The 21291-nt window shown below is 56.5% G+C and carries 15 protein-coding genes; 7 read left to right on the forward strand and 8 right to left on the reverse strand.

All coding sequences use genetic code 11. From position 1 onward, the window contains the following. Positions 1 to 5 precede the first annotated feature (5 nt). On the reverse strand, positions 6 to 2117 hold the full coding sequence (locus NHH03_RS24880; protein WP_253160875.1) for a DUF1592 domain-containing protein: 2112 nt from the start codon (positions 2115 to 2117) through the stop codon (positions 6 to 8). Between the two features lie 414 nt (positions 2118 to 2531). Here NHH03_RS24880 and NHH03_RS24885 point away from each other — a divergent pair, with 414 nt between their 5' ends. Next, positions 2532 to 3065 (forward strand): dockerin type I domain-containing protein, encoded by a 534-nt coding sequence (locus NHH03_RS24885; protein ID WP_253160877.1) that lies wholly within the window; start codon positions 2532 to 2534, stop codon positions 3063 to 3065. A gap of 191 nt (positions 3066 to 3256) precedes the next feature. Here the strand turns inward: NHH03_RS24885 and NHH03_RS24890 are convergent, their stop codons facing one another. The 5 genes from NHH03_RS24890 to NHH03_RS24910 form a co-directional block, all read right to left on the reverse strand. Then, positions 3257 to 5017: a sulfite reductase subunit alpha gene (locus NHH03_RS24890; protein ID WP_253160879.1), complete on the reverse strand. Its 1761-nt coding sequence runs from the start codon at positions 5015 to 5017 to the stop codon at positions 3257 to 3259. Positions 5018 to 5056: 39 nt separating this feature from the next. Beyond that, positions 5057 to 6901 carry a NirA family protein gene (locus NHH03_RS24895; RefSeq protein WP_253160881.1) on the reverse strand — a complete coding sequence of 615 codons (1845 nt, stop codon included), beginning with the start codon at positions 6899 to 6901 and terminating at the stop codon, positions 5057 to 5059. A gap of 408 nt (positions 6902 to 7309) precedes the next feature. Then, positions 7310 to 7702, reverse strand: a complete 393-nt coding sequence (locus tag NHH03_RS24900) for a translation initiation factor (protein ID WP_253160883.1) — start codon at positions 7700 to 7702, stop codon at positions 7310 to 7312. A 36-nt stretch (positions 7703 to 7738) separates the two neighbouring features. Further along, a complete protein-coding gene (locus NHH03_RS24905) occupies positions 7739 to 8488 on the reverse strand; it encodes an MIP/aquaporin family protein (RefSeq protein WP_253160885.1) in 750 nt (249 codons plus the stop codon). A gap of 60 nt (positions 8489 to 8548) precedes the next feature. Then, positions 8549 to 10036, reverse strand: coding sequence for a sulfatase (locus NHH03_RS24910; protein ID WP_253160886.1), 1488 nt, complete (start codon positions 10034 to 10036; stop codon positions 8549 to 8551). A 220-nt stretch (positions 10037 to 10256) separates the two neighbouring features. Here NHH03_RS24910 and NHH03_RS24915 point away from each other — a divergent pair, with 220 nt between their 5' ends. Continuing rightward, positions 10257 to 10478 (forward strand): hypothetical protein, encoded by a 222-nt coding sequence (locus NHH03_RS24915; protein ID WP_253160888.1) that lies wholly within the window; start codon positions 10257 to 10259, stop codon positions 10476 to 10478. Between the two features lie 60 nt (positions 10479 to 10538). After that, complete coding sequence (locus NHH03_RS24920; RefSeq protein WP_253160889.1) at positions 10539 to 11774, forward strand: DUF1559 domain-containing protein; 1236 nt, start codon at positions 10539 to 10541, stop codon at positions 11772 to 11774. A gap of 81 nt (positions 11775 to 11855) precedes the next feature. Here the strand turns inward: NHH03_RS24920 and NHH03_RS24925 are convergent, their stop codons facing one another. Then, on the reverse strand, positions 11856 to 14795 hold the full coding sequence (locus NHH03_RS24925; protein ID WP_253160891.1) for an FG-GAP-like repeat-containing protein: 2940 nt from the start codon (positions 14793 to 14795) through the stop codon (positions 11856 to 11858). A 3-nt stretch (positions 14796 to 14798) separates the two neighbouring features. After that, positions 14799 to 15176 carry a PH domain-containing protein gene (locus NHH03_RS24930; protein ID WP_253160893.1) on the reverse strand — a complete coding sequence of 126 codons (378 nt, stop codon included), beginning with the start codon at positions 15174 to 15176 and terminating at the stop codon, positions 14799 to 14801. Between the two features lie 162 nt (positions 15177 to 15338). On the opposite strand from NHH03_RS24930, the gene NHH03_RS24935 reads away from it, so the two are divergent. The 4 genes from NHH03_RS24935 to NHH03_RS24950 all read left to right on the forward strand — a co-directional run bounded on the left by NHH03_RS24935 (position 15339) and on the right by NHH03_RS24950 (position 21030). Then, positions 15339 to 16283, forward strand: a complete 945-nt coding sequence (locus NHH03_RS24935; protein WP_253160895.1) for a hypothetical protein — start codon at positions 15339 to 15341, stop codon at positions 16281 to 16283. After that, a complete protein-coding gene (locus NHH03_RS24940) occupies positions 16280 to 17263 on the forward strand; it encodes a hypothetical protein (RefSeq protein WP_253160896.1) in 984 nt (327 codons plus the stop codon). The genes NHH03_RS24935 and NHH03_RS24940 overlap by 4 nt, the downstream gene beginning before the upstream one ends. A 78-nt stretch (positions 17264 to 17341) precedes the next feature. Then, positions 17342 to 19768, forward strand: coding sequence for a DUF1592 domain-containing protein (locus tag NHH03_RS24945; RefSeq protein WP_253160898.1), 2427 nt, complete (start codon positions 17342 to 17344; stop codon positions 19766 to 19768). A gap of 2 nt (positions 19769 to 19770) precedes the next feature. Further along, positions 19771 to 21030 (forward strand): DUF1552 domain-containing protein, encoded by a 1260-nt coding sequence (locus NHH03_RS24950; protein ID WP_253160900.1) that lies wholly within the window; start codon positions 19771 to 19773, stop codon positions 21028 to 21030. Positions 21031 to 21291: the final 261 nt, after the last annotated feature.

Raw genomic sequence — 21291 nt, forward strand, 5'->3', positions numbered from 1 at the left:
GTCAATCACTCGCCCGCCATAGATGGGTTTGATTTACTGAGAAAAGGTTCGCTAAGTGCAACCTGTCGGATCAGCGTTTGCATTCGGTAGTCGTCCGCCGCCGTGGCGTCGACGATTTTGTCCAGTGCGATCTGGTCGGCTGCCCCCAGGGGACGTGCCAATGCGAACGACAGTAAGTGTGCTGCCAAGCCGCGTGCGAAGCGATTCTTTTCGGCCAAGATCGCATCCTTGAACTCGACGACGTCATGAAACGCGTGTTTGCGGAACAGGGTTCCCGACATGTCGACTTGGCGGCCATTCTCGTACGTCTGTCGCCAAACCCCGATCGGATCATAGTTTTCCAGAGCGAACCCCAGCGGATCGATCTGTTCATGGCAGCCTTTACAGTCCGATCGCTCGCGGTGTAGCGATAGACGCTCACGCAGCGTCAGGTGTTCTTCACCAGCCACCGGTTTCTCGTCCAATGCGGGGACGTCGGCCGGCGGTGGTTCGGGTGGGTTGTTGAAGATAACGCCAGCCATCCAGGCTCCGCGCGTGATCGGTTGCGTTCGCTTTGGCCCGGATGTCATCGTCATCACCGCGGCGTTGGTGATCACGCCTCCGTTGCGTCGATCCGTGACCGGGAAGCGATAGAACTTGATGGGGCCGACGGCGCCTGATCGCCCGGTCTGTTTTTCGACAGGTCGATTGTCCAGCGATTGATAGGCGTCCTGCAATTGATTGGAACGATAGGTGAAATCAGAATCGATCAATTGGGTGATCGGCTGGTTTTCGATCAAGACGGTTTCGAAAATCAGCAAAGGTTCCAACATCATGTGCATGCTGTTGCGATACTTTGCAAAATAGAAACTTGCGTATTGGTCGCGATCAGGCACCGATGAAATGATCCGTTCCAATTGCAGCCACTGAGATGGGAAACTGTCGCAAAACCGTTTTAGTTTTCGATCTCCTAACATCCGCGTCAATTGCTGCTGCAACGTATCGGGATCAGTCAGTTCGCCATCAGCCGCGCAGCGCAGCAGTTCGGTGTCTGGCAAGCTGCCCCACAAAAAGAACGACAATCGCGAGGCCAACTCAAAGCCATCGATCGGCTGCGCGGACGCGTCGTCGCTGTCACGGTCATACAAGTACAAAAATTTCGGTGACGAAATCGTAGCGGCAGCAATCGATTTCATGGCGTCGGTGAACGTAGCCCCGGATTCGATTTGCCGGAGCACATAATCCGAATAACGGTCGAGTTGGTTGCTGTTGACCGTCTGCCGGAACGCCCGCGAAAGGAACGGGTCGAGTCGGCGATGGATCTCCGCTTCCAACTCTGCCGATTGCTTCGGCGGTGCGAAAAATTCGTTCCAGCATCCCACATTGCGAGGTCCGAAATCGGGGCTTTGCGTGATCGACTGTCCGAGTTTTAAAAACGACTCCATCAACAGCGGCGAGAGCGAAAGATGATCACCTTGATTGTCAAATCCGTGTTCGGCACGCAGGTCCTGGGGGAACGCCGCGACGCCGGCGAGTCGAGGTTCGATCATTTGCGATTTGCCAAGCGGCCGACTGCCGACCGTCACGACGTCAGCCATTTTTCCTGACGCCGGTTGAAAGTAACCGTTGTGCTCTCGCATCATCCGTTCGGGCAACGTGAACACGATGCAGCGCAGATCAAAAAGATCGATGACCGCATTGTTGTATTGGAAACGGTTCATTCGCCGCACCGGCGCGTGCGGAAAAGACTTTTGATGTCCAATCGATTGCCGCCGTATCGTCTTCAACGATTCAACCAGATGGCGGCGCAGTGCGGGTTCCAATGGCGGCTGGTCTTCGGGCGGCATCGCTTCGAAATCCAAGGCCTCGATCAGACGCTGCACCAGATCGGGATCCTTTTCCAATCCGGCGTGACTGATTTGGTCCAACGACAAATCGGATTCGGCATCGCCGCCGGATGAGTGACATGCTGAGCAGTGCGTTTGCAGTGCTGGCAAGATGCTGTTGGCAATCGATTCTCCCGAGGCTGTGTCGCCGCCACACACATTCGCTGACAGGGCCAACATCGCGCACAGGAAAACGGCACAGACTGTGTAGCAGAATTCAGAACGACGGCCGGTTGGCATCCGGTTTAACATTCAAAATCGACGCGGGGGGGCGGGAAAGCGGAAGGCGGGAAGTCACTTGAGTATAAAGACCGGGTGGCCTAACAGGTCGATTCAATCTTCGATTTGGCGGCGTTTTCCGTCGCCCGCGGTTGCAATCCGCGGCTTCAAGCAGCTTCGTCCGCTGGGCCAGTCCAGCGCAGGCATTCTGGATGTGGGTTGCATTCGCATCCGGAACGGCGAAACCCGTCACCGCCGCTCGATGGTTCTGGTTGACGGATTTTTGACAGGATTTTGGCGGTCAATTATGCTACTGACTCAATCGCGATCACCTGCTTCATCATTCGCCGAGTTGATGTTGTCGTGCCGGGTGGGGGTGTTCTACTCGCGCGTGCCAGAGGCCATCGCAGTGAGCCTTCTACAATCCGCAATCCAGGGAGATCAACATTGAAGGGTTTCCGAAATCATCGTCGAATCTCGCTGGAGCGTCTCGAGTCACGCTATGCAATGGATGGGACCGCGGGTTCGTTCGAGAATCTAGACGACACCCTTAGCGGTCCGTTTCTCCCCGCGCCGGAAGTCAGCGATTGGCCGATACCGACCGACGTCAACCAGGATGGACGTATTTCCCCACTCGACGCGTTGATTGTGATCAATCAGCTGGGGCTAAACGGAGGCTCAGATCCGGCCGTGCTGCAGTGGGAAACCGACGTGAATGCCGACGGGGTGGTCACTGCCAGGGATGTACTGGTCGTGTTGAACGAGTTGGCGAGCCCTCAACGTGACACCGCGATCGCACTCTCGGAAAGCTTTCTAAAAGAAAGGGAGTTGGATTGGGAGTTTGAGTCCGTGTACACACCAAACGGCATCCACTATTTGGTGATTTACCAGACGCCGATGCGTGAAATTGCATTGGTGGGACCCCGTGCCACGGAAGTGGATCTGTCGGCTGGAACGGTGCAACTGATGGCTCGGGAATGAAGTGCACCATTCGAGTGCGCGTGCAGTGAATCATCGGCCTTGCTTCCATTTTGATGTCGGGCATGCCGACCCAACAACGGACCTGTGACCGATGACACTCGAATGTTTCGTCAAATGCTTCGCCGTCCCCGCTGTTGCAGCGATACCATTCTGGATTCTCGGTTGGCTGCTTGGTTTCACCTGGCCTACTGTTAGTAGACGTCGCGTTGGTAGCGGTTGGTCTTGCGGAGATCTTTGATGTAGTCCGCTGCGGCTTCTTCGGACAATCCACCGACCGAACTGGCGATTTGGTGCAGGGCGCGATCGACGTCACCGGCCATGCGGGCGGCATCGCCACAGACATAGAAGTGCGCGCCTCGCTGCAACCAATTCCACAGTTCTTGGCCTTCTTCGAGCATCCGATTTTGGACGTAGATCCGTTGTTCTTGGTCACGCGAGAATGCCGTGCTCAATCGGTTCAGTAGTCCTTCGGATTGCATTTGCCCCAGTTCGTCTTTCAATAGATAGTCGGTCGAGGCGTGTTGGTCGCCAAAGAACAACCAGTTGTCGCCGCCTGCACCAGCGGCGCGGCGTTCGTGCAAGAAAGCTCGAAATGGTGCAACGCCGGTTCCCGGCCCGACCATGATGACCGGCGTATCGGGGTTTTCCGGCAATCCGAAGTGGTGACAGGGCTGGACAAAAACAGGTACCGGTTCGTGTCCGATCATGCGGTTGGCCAAGAACGTTGATGCAACGCCGTGACGCTGTTGGCCGGCGAGTTGGTACTGAACCACTCCCACCACCAAATCGACTCGATTGGGGTCGACCAAGGGAGACGATGCGATGGAGTACAAACGTGGTTTCAGCGGATCGAGTGTCTTGATGATTTCGGTCAGCGGCATTTTGATGTCGCGGAAGCGAGCGACGACATCGATCAACCGCGGTTGTGGCGGCAGCCCTTCTACCTCTTCATCCTCCAAGCATTTTTCCAACAGCTTTTTGGTTTGCTTGGAATCGGCCAGTCCGATCATGGATTCCAGGAACGCATCGGACGCGGTTTTTAGATCACAGCAATCGCTGAGGGCACCGCGGAAGGTCGTGCTGATCCCGTCAGGGGTTCGCACCGGTTCCGAACCGTCGTGGCCGAACAGATTGATCAACGCTTCGACTTGGTCTTTGCCGTTTTTAGGAAACACCCCCAAGGCATCACCGACTTTGTATCGCAGTCCACTTCCGGACAATGACATCGAGATCAAACGAGTGTCTTTTGCGGAACCGTCGCCTGTCAATTTTTCAACCAGCACGGCGGGCGCTGGGAACGGGTTTTGGCGGCTGTAGGCGATCTGTTGGCCCTCCGCAGTGCCGGGAACCGCAGCGGGCGCGGCGACCGGCTGGCCATTCGTCGCCGCGGCGGCGGCGGGTGCAGTGTCAACCGGCGTGTTGACGACGACCGCTTGGCCGTTGGTTTTGGTTGCTTCCTTTTGCAGTTGCACCAACATGCGTGCCGTTTTTTTGCCACCGGGCACGCATTTTTTGAGATCGGTTTCTTCACCGGTCTCAATCGCTTTGGCATAGGTCCGGCATAGGTAGTCGCACTGGCCGCAATTGAGTTGGGCCATCGCGGCCATCATCTTCAGTTCCAGCGGTTTGCCTTCAGCGGCGCTCATCCGATCGTCGATGGAGAGGGCGGAGTCGTGCCAAGGGTACTGGGCCGGATCATCGCTTTGGACGTCTTTCCAGGACTCTTTTTTCGGTTGTTCGGCTGCGGGTGCGGCCGGAGCAGTGGCGGCGCCGAGCGCCGCACCGGCTGGAATCATCGCTGGCGATCCGCCGCCGGTTTCGATCGCACCGGAACCGACTTGCCCGGTCGAAACCAGACCGGCGAAAAAACCGTTCAGCCAAGCGCGTTGTCCGGTTGTGAAAGGCGCATTGGCGGGGATAGTGGGGACGCGTGTCACGTGTTGGGTTTCCATGGATCTCTAAAGTTTTGCCTGTGTGTTGACGAGCCTCGACTAAACCGGTTGCAGTTCGTTTAACTGGCACAGTTCGACGAGTTGATCGATTTCATGTCGTCGGCAGAAATCGATGAAGCGTTCGGATTCGTTGCGGTGTTGCATGTAGGCTTGAACGATCTTTTGCACGACCAAGGGGGCCTGTTCGGCGGGAACATCTTTTTGAAATTCCCGACCGATGCCTTGGTGTTCGCCAAATCCACCGCCGATCAAAATGTGGTAGCCCTCGACTTCTTCGCCTTCGTCATCCGCGTCGTCCGTTTGTGTCGGCTGGGTGCCACCAATCGAAACGGTCGGCACCTCGACTTTGGCAGCGATCAAACCGATGTCGCCGATATAGTGTTGGGCACAGGAATGGTGACAGCCTGTCAGGTGGATGTTGATCGGTTGATCTAGCTCCACGACTTTTTCCACTCGTTCGGCGATTTGAATCGCGTGGCGTTTGGTATCCGAAGCCGCGAACTTGCAACCGGCGTTTCCAGTGCAAGCGACCAGTCCGGCACGGATGTTGTGGAGTTGCCAGTCCAGACCGGCCGCCTGCAATTCCGTCTTGACCGTTTCCACGTCGCCCAAGTCGATGTGTGGGATCAAGACGTTTTGCCAGCAGGTCAGTCGCAGCGTTCCTTTGCCATATTGATTGGCCATTCGCGCCAAAGCTCGCATCTGGTCCGACGTCAGTTTGCCGACCGGAACGACGACACCGACAAAACACTTGTCTTCTTGGGGTTGAGAATGAAAACCGATGTGAGAACCAGGGATTGGGTTTTCGGCTGGCGTACAGTTTTCCAGCGGCCACTCAATCGGTTCAAATGGCAATTGTTCGCGGACAGCGACCAAGAATTTGTCGACGCCCCATTTGTCGATCAAGTATTTCAATCGGGCCTTTTTGCGATCGGTGCGATCCCCGTGGATCACAAAGGCGCGAACGATTGCCCCGGCGGTCTCGACACATTGATCGGGGCGAACCAGCCAGCCGCAATCGGAGGCAAATTGGCGGTGGCCGGTGATCCCAGCCAACTGGACACGAAAGTAGACTCCCTCGGGAACCTGGTCGGTGGCCTGTTCGGCATCGATCCGCACGGCGGCAAAACCGATGTCGTTGGTGTCGGCCAAGGTCGTGATTAAACCGCCACCATCGAACGAGATATTGAACTTGCGCGGCAGATGGTACATCTCCCGATGGTTCAAAATGTAATGATGCATCTCGCGGGCCAGGGCGTAGGAATCGTACAATTCCTGTGGATCAAACCCGGCGGTGGGCGATGATGTGATGTTTCGCAGGTTGTCTCCACCGGAGCCTTTGATGTTGATCCCCAGATCCGTCAAACGCGTCAGGACTTCGGGTGGCGCATCGACGGGGATTTCCCGTAGCTGCAGATTGCCACGAGTTGTCACATGCGAGTAACCGCCGGCTAGATCGTCTGCGATATCGGCGACACCGGCCAGTTGATGGCTACTGATTTCGCCCCCTGGAAATCGCAACCGACTCATGTAGCTGTCTTGGGCTGGTGCGACATAGAACATGCCCAGCGTCTTGGCCAAAAAGACGTCGATGCCTTTCGGAAACTCTTTGGCGCGGGCTCGGTCGACCACCTCGGACCAACGATCGAGCGGATGGCGTTCCGCCTTGGCCTTCTCTTCATTGACCAGCGACCCGCCGTCGGCGACTGCGGCCTGTTGAGCTTCGATCAGCAATCGGTCAGGCCCGGTCGCTTGGATTTTTTCGGCGGTGGATGAACCGCCGCCAGACGTTTCCGGAAGGGCGCCGGAGGTGCTCAATCCCGCCCCCACGGTGAATCCGGCTAGATATTCTTTTTGCTCGTCGTTAAGAGTGTCCAATTCCATCTTGTGCTACCTGGTAGTAATCGTCGCAGGTCGAAGAGAAGACGCCGCCATATGACCTCTTTCTGCCCTGAACCAAATCCGAGGTAGCAACTTGTGTGCCGGACGCTGTTTTGGGACCCCGCGCAGCGGTGTTCCGCCAGCGGCCAGGTGTTGTGGAAGACGCGTTTTCGCCGTTTCAAAGCACTTCAGTGGGTCCTTAGATGGATTCTAAAGTGGTGTTAGATGCCCTTGATGGCAAATGGAAGATGCTTCCCCAGATGACTCAAGCAGCGCGTTTTTATCGGCGTTGCGAGTTCGGGTTGGGGGCGTTGCATAGATCTTCAGCAGCCTGAGAACGCAATTGCCTGTGATTTGCGCTGGCCTGCGACCCGTCCTCCGGGAAGTCGTGGCTGAACCGTGATGAGTCGATCAGCGGCGTGACGGTTTGGTTCGGAAACCGATTTCCGCCAAAGTCGTTTGAACCTGTTCGGCATGATCGCCTTGCAGTTCGATCAAGTCCTGTTTCGGTTTTGTCGTCCCGCCGGTGCCACAAGCCGCTTGCAGTCGGCCCAGCAGTTCGGGCAGGTCGTTTGCCGTCGCGCTCAAGCCTTCGATGACCGTGGCGGTGCGTCCGCCCTTGCGCTTTTGCACACTGATGCGAGCGGTTTGTTGGTCCGGTGGTAGACGTGCCGCTTGCTGCGCCCGCAGAGTTTCAGCGGCGGCTTTTTCAGCCGCACTGCAAATGCATTCGGATTCGAGTTGACCGCAATCGTCACACTTAGGCGGGATGTCGAAGGGGGTACCGGCGAACAGACGTGACATGGTTCAGAAAGAAACAGCGAGTGAGAATTGGAGAGTTTAAATAGCGATCAATCGATACGTGATGACTGCGGCGATGCTGCCGACGATCGGTCCAAAGAAGGGCACCCATGCATAGCCCCAATCACTGTCGCGTTTTCCAGGGATCGGGAACAGGGCATGCACCAATCGCGGTGCAAAATCCCGCGCCGGATTGATCGCGTATCCGGTCGTTCCGCCCAGTGACAATCCGATTCCAAAAACCAACAGGCCAACCGGCAGCACACCTAGCGAACCGAGTCCCAGGATCGGATCGGTTTCGCTCGGTTGACCGTTTTGAATGAAGCTAGGTGTGACCATCAGGAAGACCGGCAGGACTAGCGCAAACGTCCCCAGTGCTTCACAGAAAAACGCTTGGGGAAGATTGCGAATGCTGGGTGCCGTACAGAAGCAACTCAGTTTCGCATCGGCTTCGTCGGTGGCGTGGAAATGCTCTCGATAAAACAGATAGACCAACATCGCGCCACAAAATGCGCCGGTGAACTGCGCCGCCATGTAGCCGATCGACATGGTCCCCGAAAGTTCATCGGCCAAATACATCGCAACCGTGACGGCGGGATTCAAATGCGCGCCGCTAAAATCAGCTGCGCAAAACGCACCGATAAAGACGGCCAAGCCCCAACCTGCGGTGATGACAATCCAGCCACCACCATTGCCGTTGGTTTTCGCCAACACCACATTGGCAACGACGCCGTTTCCAAACAAGACCAGCAGGAGTGTTCCAATCCATTCCGCAACAAATGGGTGCATCGGTGTGTCTTTCTTTACAAGGGAGGCAGGATCAAGCGGGAAGAGTTTGTCGGCAGCCAGTTATTGGGGCTGCCAAGCGGCGGGACCGTTGGGTTTGGGACGCAAGAATTTTGCGTCAACGGTTTGATACCAAGCGTGTAGTTGTTGGCGCATCTGTGACACACGGTCGGGATGATCGCTGGCAAGATCCGTTGTCTCGCCGATGTCATCGTCCAGGTGATACAGTTGCGTCTGGCCATCTTCATAACGCTCGACCAATTTCCAAGGACCGACCCGGATCGCGCCGCCGGGAAAACCACCTTGGTTGCTGTAATGGGGATAGTGCCAATAGATTGCATCACGATCCAGGTTCGAGTCGCCCTCGAGCAAGGGACGCAACGAAACGCCGTCGAGATGTTGTTCGGGCAACATCGGTGATCCGGTCAGATCCAACAGCGTGGGATAAAAATCGGTGCTGACCACCGGCACGGCGGATGACTTGGCGGTCTGTGCAATCATCGGGGCGCGAATCATGAATGCTTCACGGATGCCACCTTCGTACACCCAGCCCTTGCCGCCACGCAGCGGCAGGTTACTGGTCGGTGATCCTTCGGAAGTCGAGAGGCCGCCATTGTCGCTAGTCAGGCAAACGATGGTGTTGTCGGCTAGACCGAGCTGGTCCAGTGTATCGAGCACGTTGCCGACGGCGCGGTCCATCGATTCGACCATCGCGGCATAGGTCGCATGGGCTTGCAGTGTGCGGACACGTCGAGGTTGTTTGGCGTTCGGCCAAACCTGTTCTTCTTCAGCAAATGCGGGCTGGTCCGACAAGCCGAGTCGCTTGGCTTTTTCGGTGTACTTGTCGATCAACTCCTGGGGCGCCAGCAGTGGAGTGTGAACGCTGTAGAAAGCCAGGAAGGCAAAGAACGGTTCGTCTTGATGTTGATGAATGAAGTTCGATGTTTCTTTGGCCAAACGAATCGGCAGGTGTTCGCCATCGGGGCCATCTTGCAAGCGCGGATTGCCGTAGGGTGAAAAGTACTTTTTGCCTCCATAGGGACCACCGCGACTGTAGCCGCCAAAGTTCAGGTCGTAGCCTTGCTTGGTCGGCCAGAATTCCTCACTGGGTCCCAAGTGCCATTTGCCGGCGAACATCGTGTGATAGCCCTGTTGCTTCAAGGCCTCGGCCAGCGTGACTTCAGCCAATGGCATGCGATCGATCAGTTTCGCCGGCAAAAAACGTCCGGCACGCTCGCCAGAAAAGAAATTGGTGGCATCGACGCGACTGGGGTAGCGTCCGGTTTGGATGCTGTATCGTGTCGGGGAACAAACCGGGTTTGCCGCATAGCCGTTGGTGAAGTTCGTTGCCGATGCGGCCAGTCGGTCGATGTGGGGCGTTTCGTAAAAGGTGTTGGGATTGTTCACCCCGACATCGGCATAGCCTAGATCGTCGACCAAAAAGAACACAATATTTGGCGGCGACGCGGCCGGCGTTCGGCGCGGGCTCAACAGCGGTCCCACTAGTCCCAGGGCGATGCAAAGGGGCGCAAACAGGGATCGAAATATCATTTCTGAGTGCATTGAGTCAGGGGCGAAACGAGGTGGACAGGCATGCGCTAAGTTGAAAGTGCCTTGTAAGGGCGTGTAGAATAGCGTAATAGGTCCTGAGTGTGCGCAGAAGCCCTGCTTGCGCCTCGCAACCCTGTTTGCGGGCGTCCCGAGCATCTTACGACTCAAAATCGATCCTTCGTCAGCGAATCGTTGCTTCGATCTAGCAGCGGCACTGGGGTTGGAGATTCTTGCTGCGCATCAATCTTTTCTACTCGTACTGATTGAGCACGTTTTCATGCAAAAACCGTGGATCGGATTTTTCTGCGTCGTTGCGCTTGTTGTCGCGGCGGGCTGCGCTCCCAGTGGTCCTCCACAGCCGGTGACGGCAGATGAGGATGAAATCGCCGCCTATGAGCGGATGCTCGCTGGTGAAGGGGAAGAAAGTGGTGACGAACGGTAGGCCACTACGATTTGAACCCAGCGCGATTGATTTGGTTTCTTACTAATTCGGAGTTTTTTTATGTTTCGTAAACGAACGGGTTTCACGCTCGTTGAACTGCTGGTGGTGATTGCCATCATCGGCATTCTGGTCGGGCTGCTGTTGCCTGCGGTCCAGGCTGCGCGTGAAGCGGCACGGCGGATGAGTTGCAGCAATAATTTTAAAAACATTGGTCTGGCGATTCACAATTATCATTCGGCCTACAAACAGCTTCCCAATCACGGAACGGGGGCGACCAGTGAAACGAACGACAACTGGAATGACGCTGACGATCCGGGGACAGCCGGCGCACCGGGCGGATTCACACGGCATCAACTGGGTGCCTTGGTCGGTATTTTGCCATTCATGGAACAACAGGGGATGTGGAATCAAATCTCCAACCCACTGGTGGAACCCGACGGCGAGGCCTGGTTTGCGATGGGGCCGGCTCCCTATGCGATCCGTTATCCGGCGTGGGCCAGTGATGTTCCGACCTATCGGTGCCCCAGCGATCCTGGAGTTGGGTTGCCCGCCATTGGCCGGTCCAACTATGCGGTCTGCACCGGTGACGCGGTGGCGCGTTCAAACGTTGGCGTGTCTCGGTTCAACGGTGGCCAAGGTCGCTGGCGCTATCAGGACGAATCGTGGTTGATTCAACAGGTCAACGCATCGATGCGAGGGATGTTTGTTCCTCGCAAGCCGATGAAGTTCCGCGACACGCTCGATGGGCTTTCCAACACGATCATGATGGCGGAAATGATCAGTTCGCTGGGTGATCGTGACATCCGTTCGGTTGGCGCCCGGAACCAAGGCGGTCGCTGGGGCAATGGTATTTATGCCAATCCCAGCATCTGTGTCGACAATAACCAAATCGACCCCGAACGGCCTCGATTCTGGTTGCCCTCGACCGATTTGCCGGGTGCGGCAACTCAGCGTGGAAACCGTTGGGCTGACTTTCGTCCCCAGTACTCGCAGGTCAATGCCATCTTACCGCCCAACCGAGAAATCTGTTTGGCGTACGGCGATCATGGCGGCGAAGCCATCGTTCCACCCAGCAGTCAGCATCAAGGTGGGGCTCATATTCTGATGGGTGATGGCGCCGTGATCTTCATGACCGATTCGGTCGAGGCGGGGAATTCGCGGGCCGAAAACGTTTGGCGGCAGAACAACAACAACCAAAGTGCGATCCCGCCTGGATCGGCCAGCCCCTATGGGTTGTGGGGTGCCTTGGGGACGCGTTCTAGCAGCGAGACGATTCAAGAGTCATTGAATCAGTGACCACCTGGTTGAATTCGCCTGCGAATTGATTCCAACGCACGACGCCTCGCCCGAAACTGGTTCGGGCGAGGCGTTTTTATTTCAACGTGCGAATAGTTCCAGGTCATTTTCCAAGACCAGGTAGCGAGCGTCGGCAGTCACATCATGAAACACGGATGTGTTCCCGCTGGGCCAATTGATTTCCAGACGGTCGACACGCCGGTGACCAACCACCGCGATGTCCACGTAGCTTTCATCGCTGCAAAAGTATCCGTCACCGGCGGTGATCCACTGTGTGATTTTCAGATCGCCCGCGGTCAGACTGATTTTAGCGCCAATCGCATCGCGTTCGCTGTCGGTACCAATCAGCTCCAACATCAAGTGATGACGGCCCGGCGTTTCTGTCTGGTTCTGCAACAGTGCGGTTGGGGCGTCGAGGTGTCCGATCACCAGATCCGTTTGTCCATCGCGGTTCCAATCGGTCATTGCCATCGCCCGGCCCAAGTATTCGCCGTCCCAGTAGCCACTTGAATCGCTGACGTCGGAGCGCCGAAACCCGCTGCCGTCCAAGAGCATCAGTCCAGGCGACATTTTGTAGCCCTGGTTCATGAATCGCATGTCAAAGATATGCCCATTGGTCACCGCGATGTCCAGCCAACCGTTGCGGTCAAAATCCAAGGCCTTGCTACCGAACGTGACCAGGGGGATCGAGAGATCAGCCAATCCCCGGCCCACCGCTTGATCGACGAAGGTGCCACTGGGGTTTTGCAGGAATAAATTATCGGATTCACCGCGATAGTTTCCGATATGCAGATCCATGGTGCCGTTGTTGTCAAAATCGCCCGTGGCAATCCCCATGCATCCATTGGCCAATCCATGAGATCCGCTGGCAACACCACTGATGTGCGCTGCATCGGTGAAGTGACCGTTTTGAAAACGCAAGTAGTGGTTCTCGCGCAGGTCATTTCCGACCAGGATTTCATTGCCGCGCTGTCCATCGATCTCGCTGACGATAATCCCTAGCCCGCTGGCCGGTTGAATCACATCGGAATCGATGTCGGTGCTGGAAAATGACCCGTCGCCGGCAGCCCGGTGAAAGCGGTCGCTTTGCGCATAAAACAGCAAGGGTGATGGCAGTTCGTAACGACCATCGGCACGTTGCTGGGGTTGCTCAAAGGCACCCTCCAGTTCGATGTAGTTGACGTCGAACAGGTCGGGCACCGCATCGCCGTCGATATCCGCGATCGCAACCGAGGATGTGAAGCGTGGATCCCGATCTGCCAACGTTTGCGTCGCGTCGCGAAAGCTGCCGTCGCCGTTGTTGATCAACAGCCGGTTCATTCCGATCGCACCCAGGTACAAATCAGGAAACCCATCTTGATTGACGTCGCCCGCGGCAATTCCGCTGGAGTATTGGTAGTCTTCCGCGCCGGCCGGTCGACTGACATCGGTGAAGAATGCCTGTTGATTGCGGCGCAGTTCACTGCTGCGTGTCGTTGGGGTTTGCAGCGGCTGGCCGCCACCCTGGGCGAAATACAGATCGGGCCAGCCGTCCAGGTCATAATCCAAAACGGCGATGCCGCCACCGACCGATTCATACAACGGGATCGTATCGAGTTGGATTTGTCGGTCATGGTACCACTGAAAATCAGCACCGTATTGGTGCGCGACGTTGACCAGTTTGGGAGACGTTGTGGGGGAAAGTGGTTCGGATTGAGGTTCGCTCTGTCCGGTCACCGCGGATTTCTCGGCGAGTTCCGCCAAGGCGTTTTCCAGCAAGAAGTCGTCTGGGGAAAGTCCCAACAAAGCTGTAGTGGATGGGATGGAATCGCTTTCGGGCATGGCAATGATCTGACGTCGTTGCTGATCCAGCATCGCCAGTTGCGGCGTGGCAGAGCGGGGGATCAAGCTGCGTGTCCATTGCAGCATTTCCAACGGGCGGCCGAGTTCCAGCAGCGATTTTGCCAAATCCGTTTGGGCCGCGTCGAGTCGACCATTTTCTTGGATCCGCCTAGCAATGGTTTCCGTTTCTGCGATCTGCAATCCGCGATAACGAAACTGGTCGGCGTCGTCGCCGCGATCGAGTGCACGAAAGCATCGTGAAAGTCGTTGAAAGGCAAGTCGCATGGTGGGATCAATTTCAACCGCCTTCAGCAATGCACCGGCCGCGGACTTGTACTGCGATTGATCAATCCAGTGTTTACCGAGCGCCGCCCAGTAGTCGGCGAACGGTGTCATGTGCGGTCGATACCGGAGTTCGATTTCCACAAAGGAATCACTTTGTTGTTCCGACAGAATTCGTAACAGCAGTGCAGCGGCCGATCCGTCGAGCGACCAGCCGCCAGCCGAGGCGATTTCCGCGGCGTTGCCGAGTTGTTGCTGGGCTTGGTCATAGTGTTGTCGTGCCAGATACCACCTCGCTTTCGCTTGAGGGGGGAACCCGTCGAAACCGGGCGGCAGCACATCGGAGTGTGGAAATGGGTAGCTCTCATTGCGGCGAACGATTGACAACAATTCGTTGGTGGTGGATTTTCCCATCCGATTCAATCGGTCGACCTGGCGACTGGCTTCTTGCCGCCGGCCTTGTTGGTCGAGCCATTTCCAGTAGGAATGTCGCCACGAGGCCGTCGTCGGGGCGCGGTGAATCATCGTCTGCAGAATTGGTTCAATCAATTCCGGTCGCCCTGCGGCGGCGGCATGATCGACCATTCGTCGTGCCGCAGCGGCAGCCTGGGGCGAAGTCGTTAAATCAATTTGCTGTAGCAACTCGATCGCCAACCGGGGCTCACCGCGCGCCAGTTCGCTGTCGGCAGCCTGTAGTATTAGAACGTCCTGTGGTTGGGCCGCAGTGTTAGGCGCAGTGTTAGACGCATTGTCAGGCGTTGGCGTTGTTTGCTCGGCTGGATCCGGCGGATTGTTTTGACAACCCAATGTGCCCAAACAGATTGCGGCGATCCAATACCAACGGGTCCTGGGTGAATGCGGCCGTTTCTTGTGCCCTGGAACGATCGTGTTCACACACGCGGTGAAACCGAACATCATCGGTCAACTGCAGGTATGCGCGGTGATGATTTTAACGATATCGGCAACGTGATCGTTTTTGCGAAAATCGAACGTCAGTGGCTCCGGGGTGCTGGAAAGCCATAGTTTCAAGTCGGAATCAAGGTCAAATGTTCCGGCGCTTTCGATCGAGTAGCGAACGATACTGCGATAGGGAATGGACAGGTATTCTGTCTTGCGTCCGGTGACGCCCTGTTTATCGATCACGATGATGCGGCGATTGGTCAGTACGATCAAATCGCGGATTAATTGATAGGCTTGTTCGATCGATTCCTGGTCGACCATGATCGAAGCGATTTGTTTTTCGACTTTGTCCAGGTTGGCCTCGGAGGCCGATCCCATGATTCCCGAGAAAATTCCCATGAATGATCCTGTGAGGCGGCGTGATAAGGTAGTCGTTCCATCCTAACAAATCGTGGCGTCTGTGTTGCCGCGGACGATTCTGCGGGGCTCCGACGGACGTTAGAATAGGAAACCACTCCGGCGTTCGGAGACGGATTCGTTTCACAGCTATGCATGGATTCAATGCCCACTGATCTCGCGCAATCGACCAGCCAGCCGCAGCAGATCACCTGCCAGTCCTGTGGCGCGAAATTGGTGTTGGGGGCAAACATGCGATCGGCGCTCTGTCCCTATTGCGCGTCGCCGTCGATCGTCAGTCGGCCACCGTCGACCGATCGCCCCAATCCGGCGTTTCTCGTTGGCTTTGTCGTTGACCACGATCACGCCACCAAAACGGTGCGGAAATGGATTGCCGGTAGTCACATGTTTGCCCGTTCGGATTTCAAAGCCGCGGTGCCTGAATTGACGCGCGGCGTCTATCTGCCGGCCTATCTCTATGGCGCCGTTGCTCATACGGATTATGCCGCTGACATCGGTGAAAACTACACCGAAACCGAGACTTACACGACAACGGATGCCAACGGCAAACGTGTCACACGGACCCGAATCGTGACCAAGACGGAATGGCGCTCGTTGCGCGGCAACCACAGTTGCTATGTCGTCGATGTGATCGTGACGGCATCCAAAGGGGTCACCAACACCGCGCTCGATGCGATTGAGCCGTTCGATCTACGTTCCTTGCGGCGGTATTCCGATTCGTTGATCGCCGGTTGGCTGGCCGAAGAACCCTCGCGATCTCCACACGAGTGTTTTCAATTGGCGCATGACGAAACGGTTGAACAAGTCAGGTCGATGTTAAGCCGGTTTATGCCAGGCGATTCGTACAGCAATCTGCAGCACCGTGTCGAGCTTTCACAAGAGGTGATTGATCTGGTACTGTTGCCGGTCTGGTCGTATGCGGTTCGCTATGCCGATGATCGGCCGCCGGTGCAGATCTTGGTCAACGGCCAAACCGGGCGGGTCGGCGGCAAGGTTCCGGTGTCGGCGACCAAGGTCACGATCGCGGTCGTCATCGGTTTGATTCTGATCGGCGGATTGCTGTTACTGATGGCAGGGGCATCCCAATGACGAATAGCGTTTCCGATCTCTCCACGCACGATGGGCTGGTTTGTTCGCGCTGTGAATCGCCGTTGGAACCGGGGGATTTACGTTGTGCGATCTGTGGTCAGGCTGCGCCGGTCAAGGACGCTGCGGCACCACACACCGTGACCGTCACGATCTTGCGCTGTACCGGTTGTGGAGCGGCGGTCCGCTATGATCCCAAACACCAGGCACCGATGTGCCCGTTTTGCGGTGAAGCGGTCAAGGTCGAATCGATCGAGGATCCGCTGGAGCAAACCGAGCATTACTTGCCGTTCACCGTCACGCCCGAACAAGCCCGGGACACTTTGCGAGAGTGGCTGGGATCACGCGGTTGGTTTCGTCCCGCTGATTTATCGGCTTCGGCGCAATTATTGGAACTCAAACCACTGTGGTGGGTGGCATGGATGTTTGATGCCGAAGCGTTGATCAGCTGGACGGCTGATTCGAACGCCGGCGCCGGGCGTTCGTCGTGGGCGCCTCATTCCGGTCAGAACGATGTCCGTTTCGATGACATTTTGGTCTCGGCGTCACGAGGCCTAAGTGATCATGAGGTGTCGGCGATCCGCGGTGGATTTGATTTGAGTGTGCTGCAGGACACTCCGATCGGTGGCGGCGAGGACGCCACGTTGGAACATTTTGACATGCACCGCTCACAAGCTCGACAGTACGTGTCGTCGGCGATCGAACGTTTGGCGGCGGATCGAGTCCAACAACACTCGATACCGGGCAGTGTGTTTCGAAATGTCAACGTGGCGGTGGTGGTTCGAAAACTGGTCACGCACCGGATCTCGTTGCCAGCGTATGTATTGGCCTATCGGTACCGGAACGAACTGTATCGGGTTGTGATTTGCGGCCAAAACCAGCGACTGGTCATCGGCACGTCGCCGCTGTCGATGCCCAAGGTGGTGTTTGTGGTGATCCTTGCCATCGTATTGATCGCGTTGTTCTTTGCGGCGGCCAGCTAAAACGTTGCATTTTCGGTGTCGATCACCGACAATCGCATGCTCCCGCCTTTCCCCCCGCCTTGTTTCGGTCCCGCCTGGATGATTGCAAACGCCGACTGCCGATTGGGCACGCTGTTACTGGTGGTCGTTATCAACGTTGGTTGGGTTTCCCGATCGCGAGCCGGCGAGTCGTTGCCACCGGGTATCGGGAACGATTTGCAATCGTTCGTGGTGGATCATTGCCTGGACTGTCACTCCGGTGATTCAGCCGCTGGCAATCTGGATTTGGAGAACCTGGCCGAGCAAACGAATCCGCTGGGGCTCTCGGATCTCGAATCGATGCGACGTTGGACTCGAGTGCATGATCGCGTTGCCGCCGCCGAGATGCCGCCGCCTGATTCGCAACCGATTGATCCCACGGTGCGGCGGAATTTCGTTGCCCAGCTCTCGGATACCCTGATTCGGGCCGATCAAATGCAGAACGACGTCGTGTTGCGGCGATTGAATCGTTCGGAATACGAAAACACGGTGCGTGATCTATTTGGTATCACGCATTTGGACATCCGGTCGCTGTTGCCTAGCGACAATTCAGCGGCAGGGTTTGACAACGTCGGCGACGGACTAGCCTATTCGCCGGAAGCGGCCGCGGCCTATTTGCGAGCCGCCGACGCAGCGATTGATGCGGTGTTGGGGCCGGACCAACCGCCCCAGCGAATCGTGCATCGAACCAATTTGCGCGACCAGAAAACGCACGACGGCAAACCGGCGCTGGCCAAGCAAATCGGCAAAATGTTTCGCCAGACCGATCGCGGGCTCGTGATTTTCCAATCCGGATATTGCCCCACGAACCTGGTCGAATTCGCTCGCCTGCGTGCCCCGCAAGGCACCTACCGCGTCTCGCTGCAGGTACGTGCGATCCAAAGCACGACGCCGGTCACGCTGCGGATCTATGGCGGTGACACCATCGTCAGTCGTCGTGAAAAACACCTGGTCGGCTACTTTGATGTACCACCGGACGAGTGGACGACGATCGAATTCGAAGACCGATTGGTGGAGCCTGGCGGGACGTTCCAGCCCAAGTGTTATGGCACCAAAGACACTCGCAAGGACGCCGACACCTATCCGGAGCCCGGCATCGAGATCGGCGACATCACGATCGAGGGACCGCTGGAAGCTTGGCCGCCGCCCAGTCGCAGTCGACTGTACGGTGACATCGATCTGGCAACCGCCGGATTGGCGGAAATCCAACAGATTTTCCAGCGGCTGATGCCGCGTGCGCTGCGTCGCCCGCTGGCAACCGGTGAGATGCAGCCTTACCTGTCACTCTGTGAAACCGCACTCGCCGATGGTCGCTCGTTTGACGATGCACTGCGAATCGGTCTGAAGGGGATCCTGTGTTCACCGCAGTTTTTGTATTTGGACGAACCGACCGAGCCGCAAACCGAAGAGGTGATTGATTCGTATGCGCTGGCGAGTCGACTCAGCTATTTTCTATGGTCCTCGATGCCTGACGACGAATTGTTGTCGCTCGCTCGTCAAGGAACGATTGCCGAACCGGCGGTCTTGCACCGACAGGTCGAGCGGATGTTGAACGATCCCCGCGCCGCTGCATTGACGGATAATTTTGTCGGCCAATGGCTGGATCTTCGTGAGATCGATTTCACGTCGCCGGATGAGAACCTGTATCCCGACTTTGATGAATTGTTGCGGGTCTCGATGGTCAAAGAAACCGAGTTGTTTTTCCAGTCGGTGCTGCGTGAGGATTTAAGCCTGCTGAATTTTGTGGACTCGACGTTTACGTTTCTCAATCAACGATTGGCCGAGCATTACCAGATCGAAGGCGTGCAGGGCCAAGCCATGCGCCGCGTCGAATTGCCAGCCGATAGCGTGCGCGGCGGCGTCATCACTCAGGCAAGCGTGTTGAAGGTCACCGCAAACGGCACCACCACATCACCCGTGCTGCGTGGAGTGTGGGTGTTAAAGAAGTTGTTGGGCCAAGAGGTTCCGCCACCGCCGTCGAGTGTGTCGGCGGTCGAGCCTGATATTCGTGGCGCGACCACACTGCGAGAACAATTGGCGAAACACCGCGACTCGGAATCCTGTGCCACCTGTCATCGCAAGATCGATCCTGCCGGTTTTGCACTGGAAAATTTTGATGTGATCGGTGGCTGGCGTGATCGCTATCGCACGTTGGGTGACGGTCCACGGCCGAAACAATCACGTGATCCGCACACCTTTGCTTGGGTCCGATACCGAATCGGAAAACCGGTCGACGCCACGGGGCAAACCGAAGACGGCAAAGCGTTTACTGACATCACTCAATTCAAACGCTTGTTGTTGGAGGATCAGCGGCAGTTGGTCCATGCGATGACCGAGCAATTGGCGACCTATGCACTCGGACGCAGAATTGGATTTTCGGATCGCGACTCGATTGACCAGATTGTCGATCAAGTCATTGCGCAGCAGTGTGGGTTTCGATCGTTGGTGCACGCCATCACGCAACATGAACTCTTTCAACAACCATGACCATGAACCGCCACCTCTCACGACGCAGTTTGTTAAAGGCATCTGGAATTTGTATCGGATTACCGATGTTCGAATCGATGCGGCCTGCGATTGCCGCCGCATCATCCGTGACCGTGCCGCGGCGAATGGTGGCTATCAATGTCGGATTGGGACTGCATGGGCCGAACATGATTCCTGCGCAGGCGGGCCAGGATTACGAATTGTCGCCCTACCTGGAACATTTGCGTGATCACCGCAAACAGTTCACTGTGATTTCGGGGTGTTCGCATCCGGAGGTCGGCGGCGGTCACTTGTCAGGCAAATCATTTTTGACAGCAGCGCGCAATCCCAATAGTTCCGGATTCAAAAACACCATCTCCATCGACCAGTTGGCTGCGGAACAGATCGGGGAGCAAACGCGTTTCCGGTCACTCTCACTGAGCAGTTCCGGGCCTGGATTGTCGTGGTCACGATCGGGTGTCGAAGTACCCTCTGAAACGCGACCTTCGGAGGTTTTCTCGCGATTGTTCTTGGAGGGTAACCCACGACAGAAGGCCCAGCAGATTCAACGACTGCAAGACGGCCAAAGCGTCTTGGACACAGTCTTGTCCGGCGCCGGGCGGATGCGACGTCGATTGACCGGGCGTGACCGTGAAAAAATGGATCAGTATTTCGAAGCGGTCCGCGAAGCCGAGCGACGTTTGGTTAAATCGGAAAGCTGGGAACACCGTCCCAAACCTTCGGTCACACAGCGACCGCCCACCGACGAAACCGACCGCACGCGAATTATCGAGCGGTTGGAATTGATGTATGACATGATGCATCTTGCGATACAGACCGATTCCACCCGTCTGATCACGTTCTATCAAACCGGCATGAACGCGGTGCCATCGATCCCCGGCGTGGACACGGATTATCACATGTTGTCCCACCACGGCAAAGACGAAACGAAATTGGCCCAGTTGGCAATCGTCGAAAGTGAAGTCGTTAAACAACTGGGCAAATTCTTGGACAAGCTGACGGCTTTCCAAGAGGAGGGAGACACGTTGCTGGATCGAACGATGGTGTTGTTCGGTTCCAATTTAGGAAACGCCAGCAGTCACGACACCAAGAACATGCCAATCGTATTGGCCGGCGGTGGTTTCAAGCACGGCCGGCACTTGGCATTTGATCAACAGAACAATTACGCACTGCCGAAGCTGTACGTCAGCATGCTGCAGCAGCTCGGATTGGAGGTCGACCAATTTGCCGACACCTCCGGGACGATGACGGGACTGATTTAAGATCGCCACCCAAATCGTCGTGCCGTACGGTTTCCCCAGGTGACCGTGGGTTAACGCCCGTCGGCTGATTGTTGGGGTGCTGTTTGTTGATTTGCAATTTGCTGGATGGGTTTTGATGGGACGCATATCGGCCGTGACGCGCTGGTGTCCGGTCGTGGTTTTGTTTGGTTGTATCGGGGCCTTTGCGCGCTTCGTCGTCACTGATTCGGGTTCTGTTGGGATAGAGCTTCTGTCCCAACCCCGTTTCGGAGCACCAATCCG

This window comes from Stieleria tagensis (genome assembly GCF_024129865.1).
Taxonomy (GTDB): domain Bacteria; phylum Planctomycetota; class Planctomycetia; order Pirellulales; family Pirellulaceae; genus Stieleria; species Stieleria tagensis.

Coding starts and splice junctions, on each gene's coding strand:
- NHH03_RS24950 (WP_253160900.1), top strand. CDS start 19,771: ATGAACCGCCACCTCTCACGACGCAGTTTGTTAAAGGCATCTGGAATT.
- NHH03_RS24920 (WP_253160889.1), top strand. CDS start 10,539: ATGTTTCGTAAACGAACGGGTTTCACGCTCGTTGAACTGCTGGTGGTG.
- NHH03_RS24890 (WP_253160879.1), bottom strand. CDS start 5,017: ATGGAAACCCAACACGTGACACGCGTCCCCACTATCCCCGCCAATGCG.
- NHH03_RS24930 (WP_253160893.1), bottom strand. CDS start 15,176: ATGGGAATTTTCTCGGGAATCATGGGATCGGCCTCCGAGGCCAACCTG.
- NHH03_RS24910 (WP_253160886.1), bottom strand. CDS start 10,036: ATGATATTTCGATCCCTGTTTGCGCCCCTTTGCATCGCCCTGGGACTA.
- NHH03_RS24900 (WP_253160883.1), bottom strand. CDS start 7,702: ATGTCACGTCTGTTCGCCGGTACCCCCTTCGACATCCCGCCTAAGTGT.
- NHH03_RS24935 (WP_253160895.1), top strand. CDS start 15,339: ATGCCCACTGATCTCGCGCAATCGACCAGCCAGCCGCAGCAGATCACC.
- NHH03_RS24945 (WP_253160898.1), top strand. CDS start 17,342: ATGATTGCAAACGCCGACTGCCGATTGGGCACGCTGTTACTGGTGGTC.
- NHH03_RS24940 (WP_253160896.1), top strand. CDS start 16,280: ATGACGAATAGCGTTTCCGATCTCTCCACGCACGATGGGCTGGTTTGT.
- NHH03_RS24895 (WP_253160881.1), bottom strand. CDS start 6,901: ATGGAATTGGACACTCTTAACGACGAGCAAAAAGAATATCTAGCCGGA.
- NHH03_RS24925 (WP_253160891.1), bottom strand. CDS start 14,795: ATGATGTTCGGTTTCACCGCGTGTGTGAACACGATCGTTCCAGGGCAC.
- NHH03_RS24880 (WP_253160875.1), bottom strand. CDS start 2,117: ATGTTAAACCGGATGCCAACCGGCCGTCGTTCTGAATTCTGCTACACA.
- NHH03_RS24905 (WP_253160885.1), bottom strand. CDS start 8,488: ATGCACCCATTTGTTGCGGAATGGATTGGAACACTCCTGCTGGTCTTG.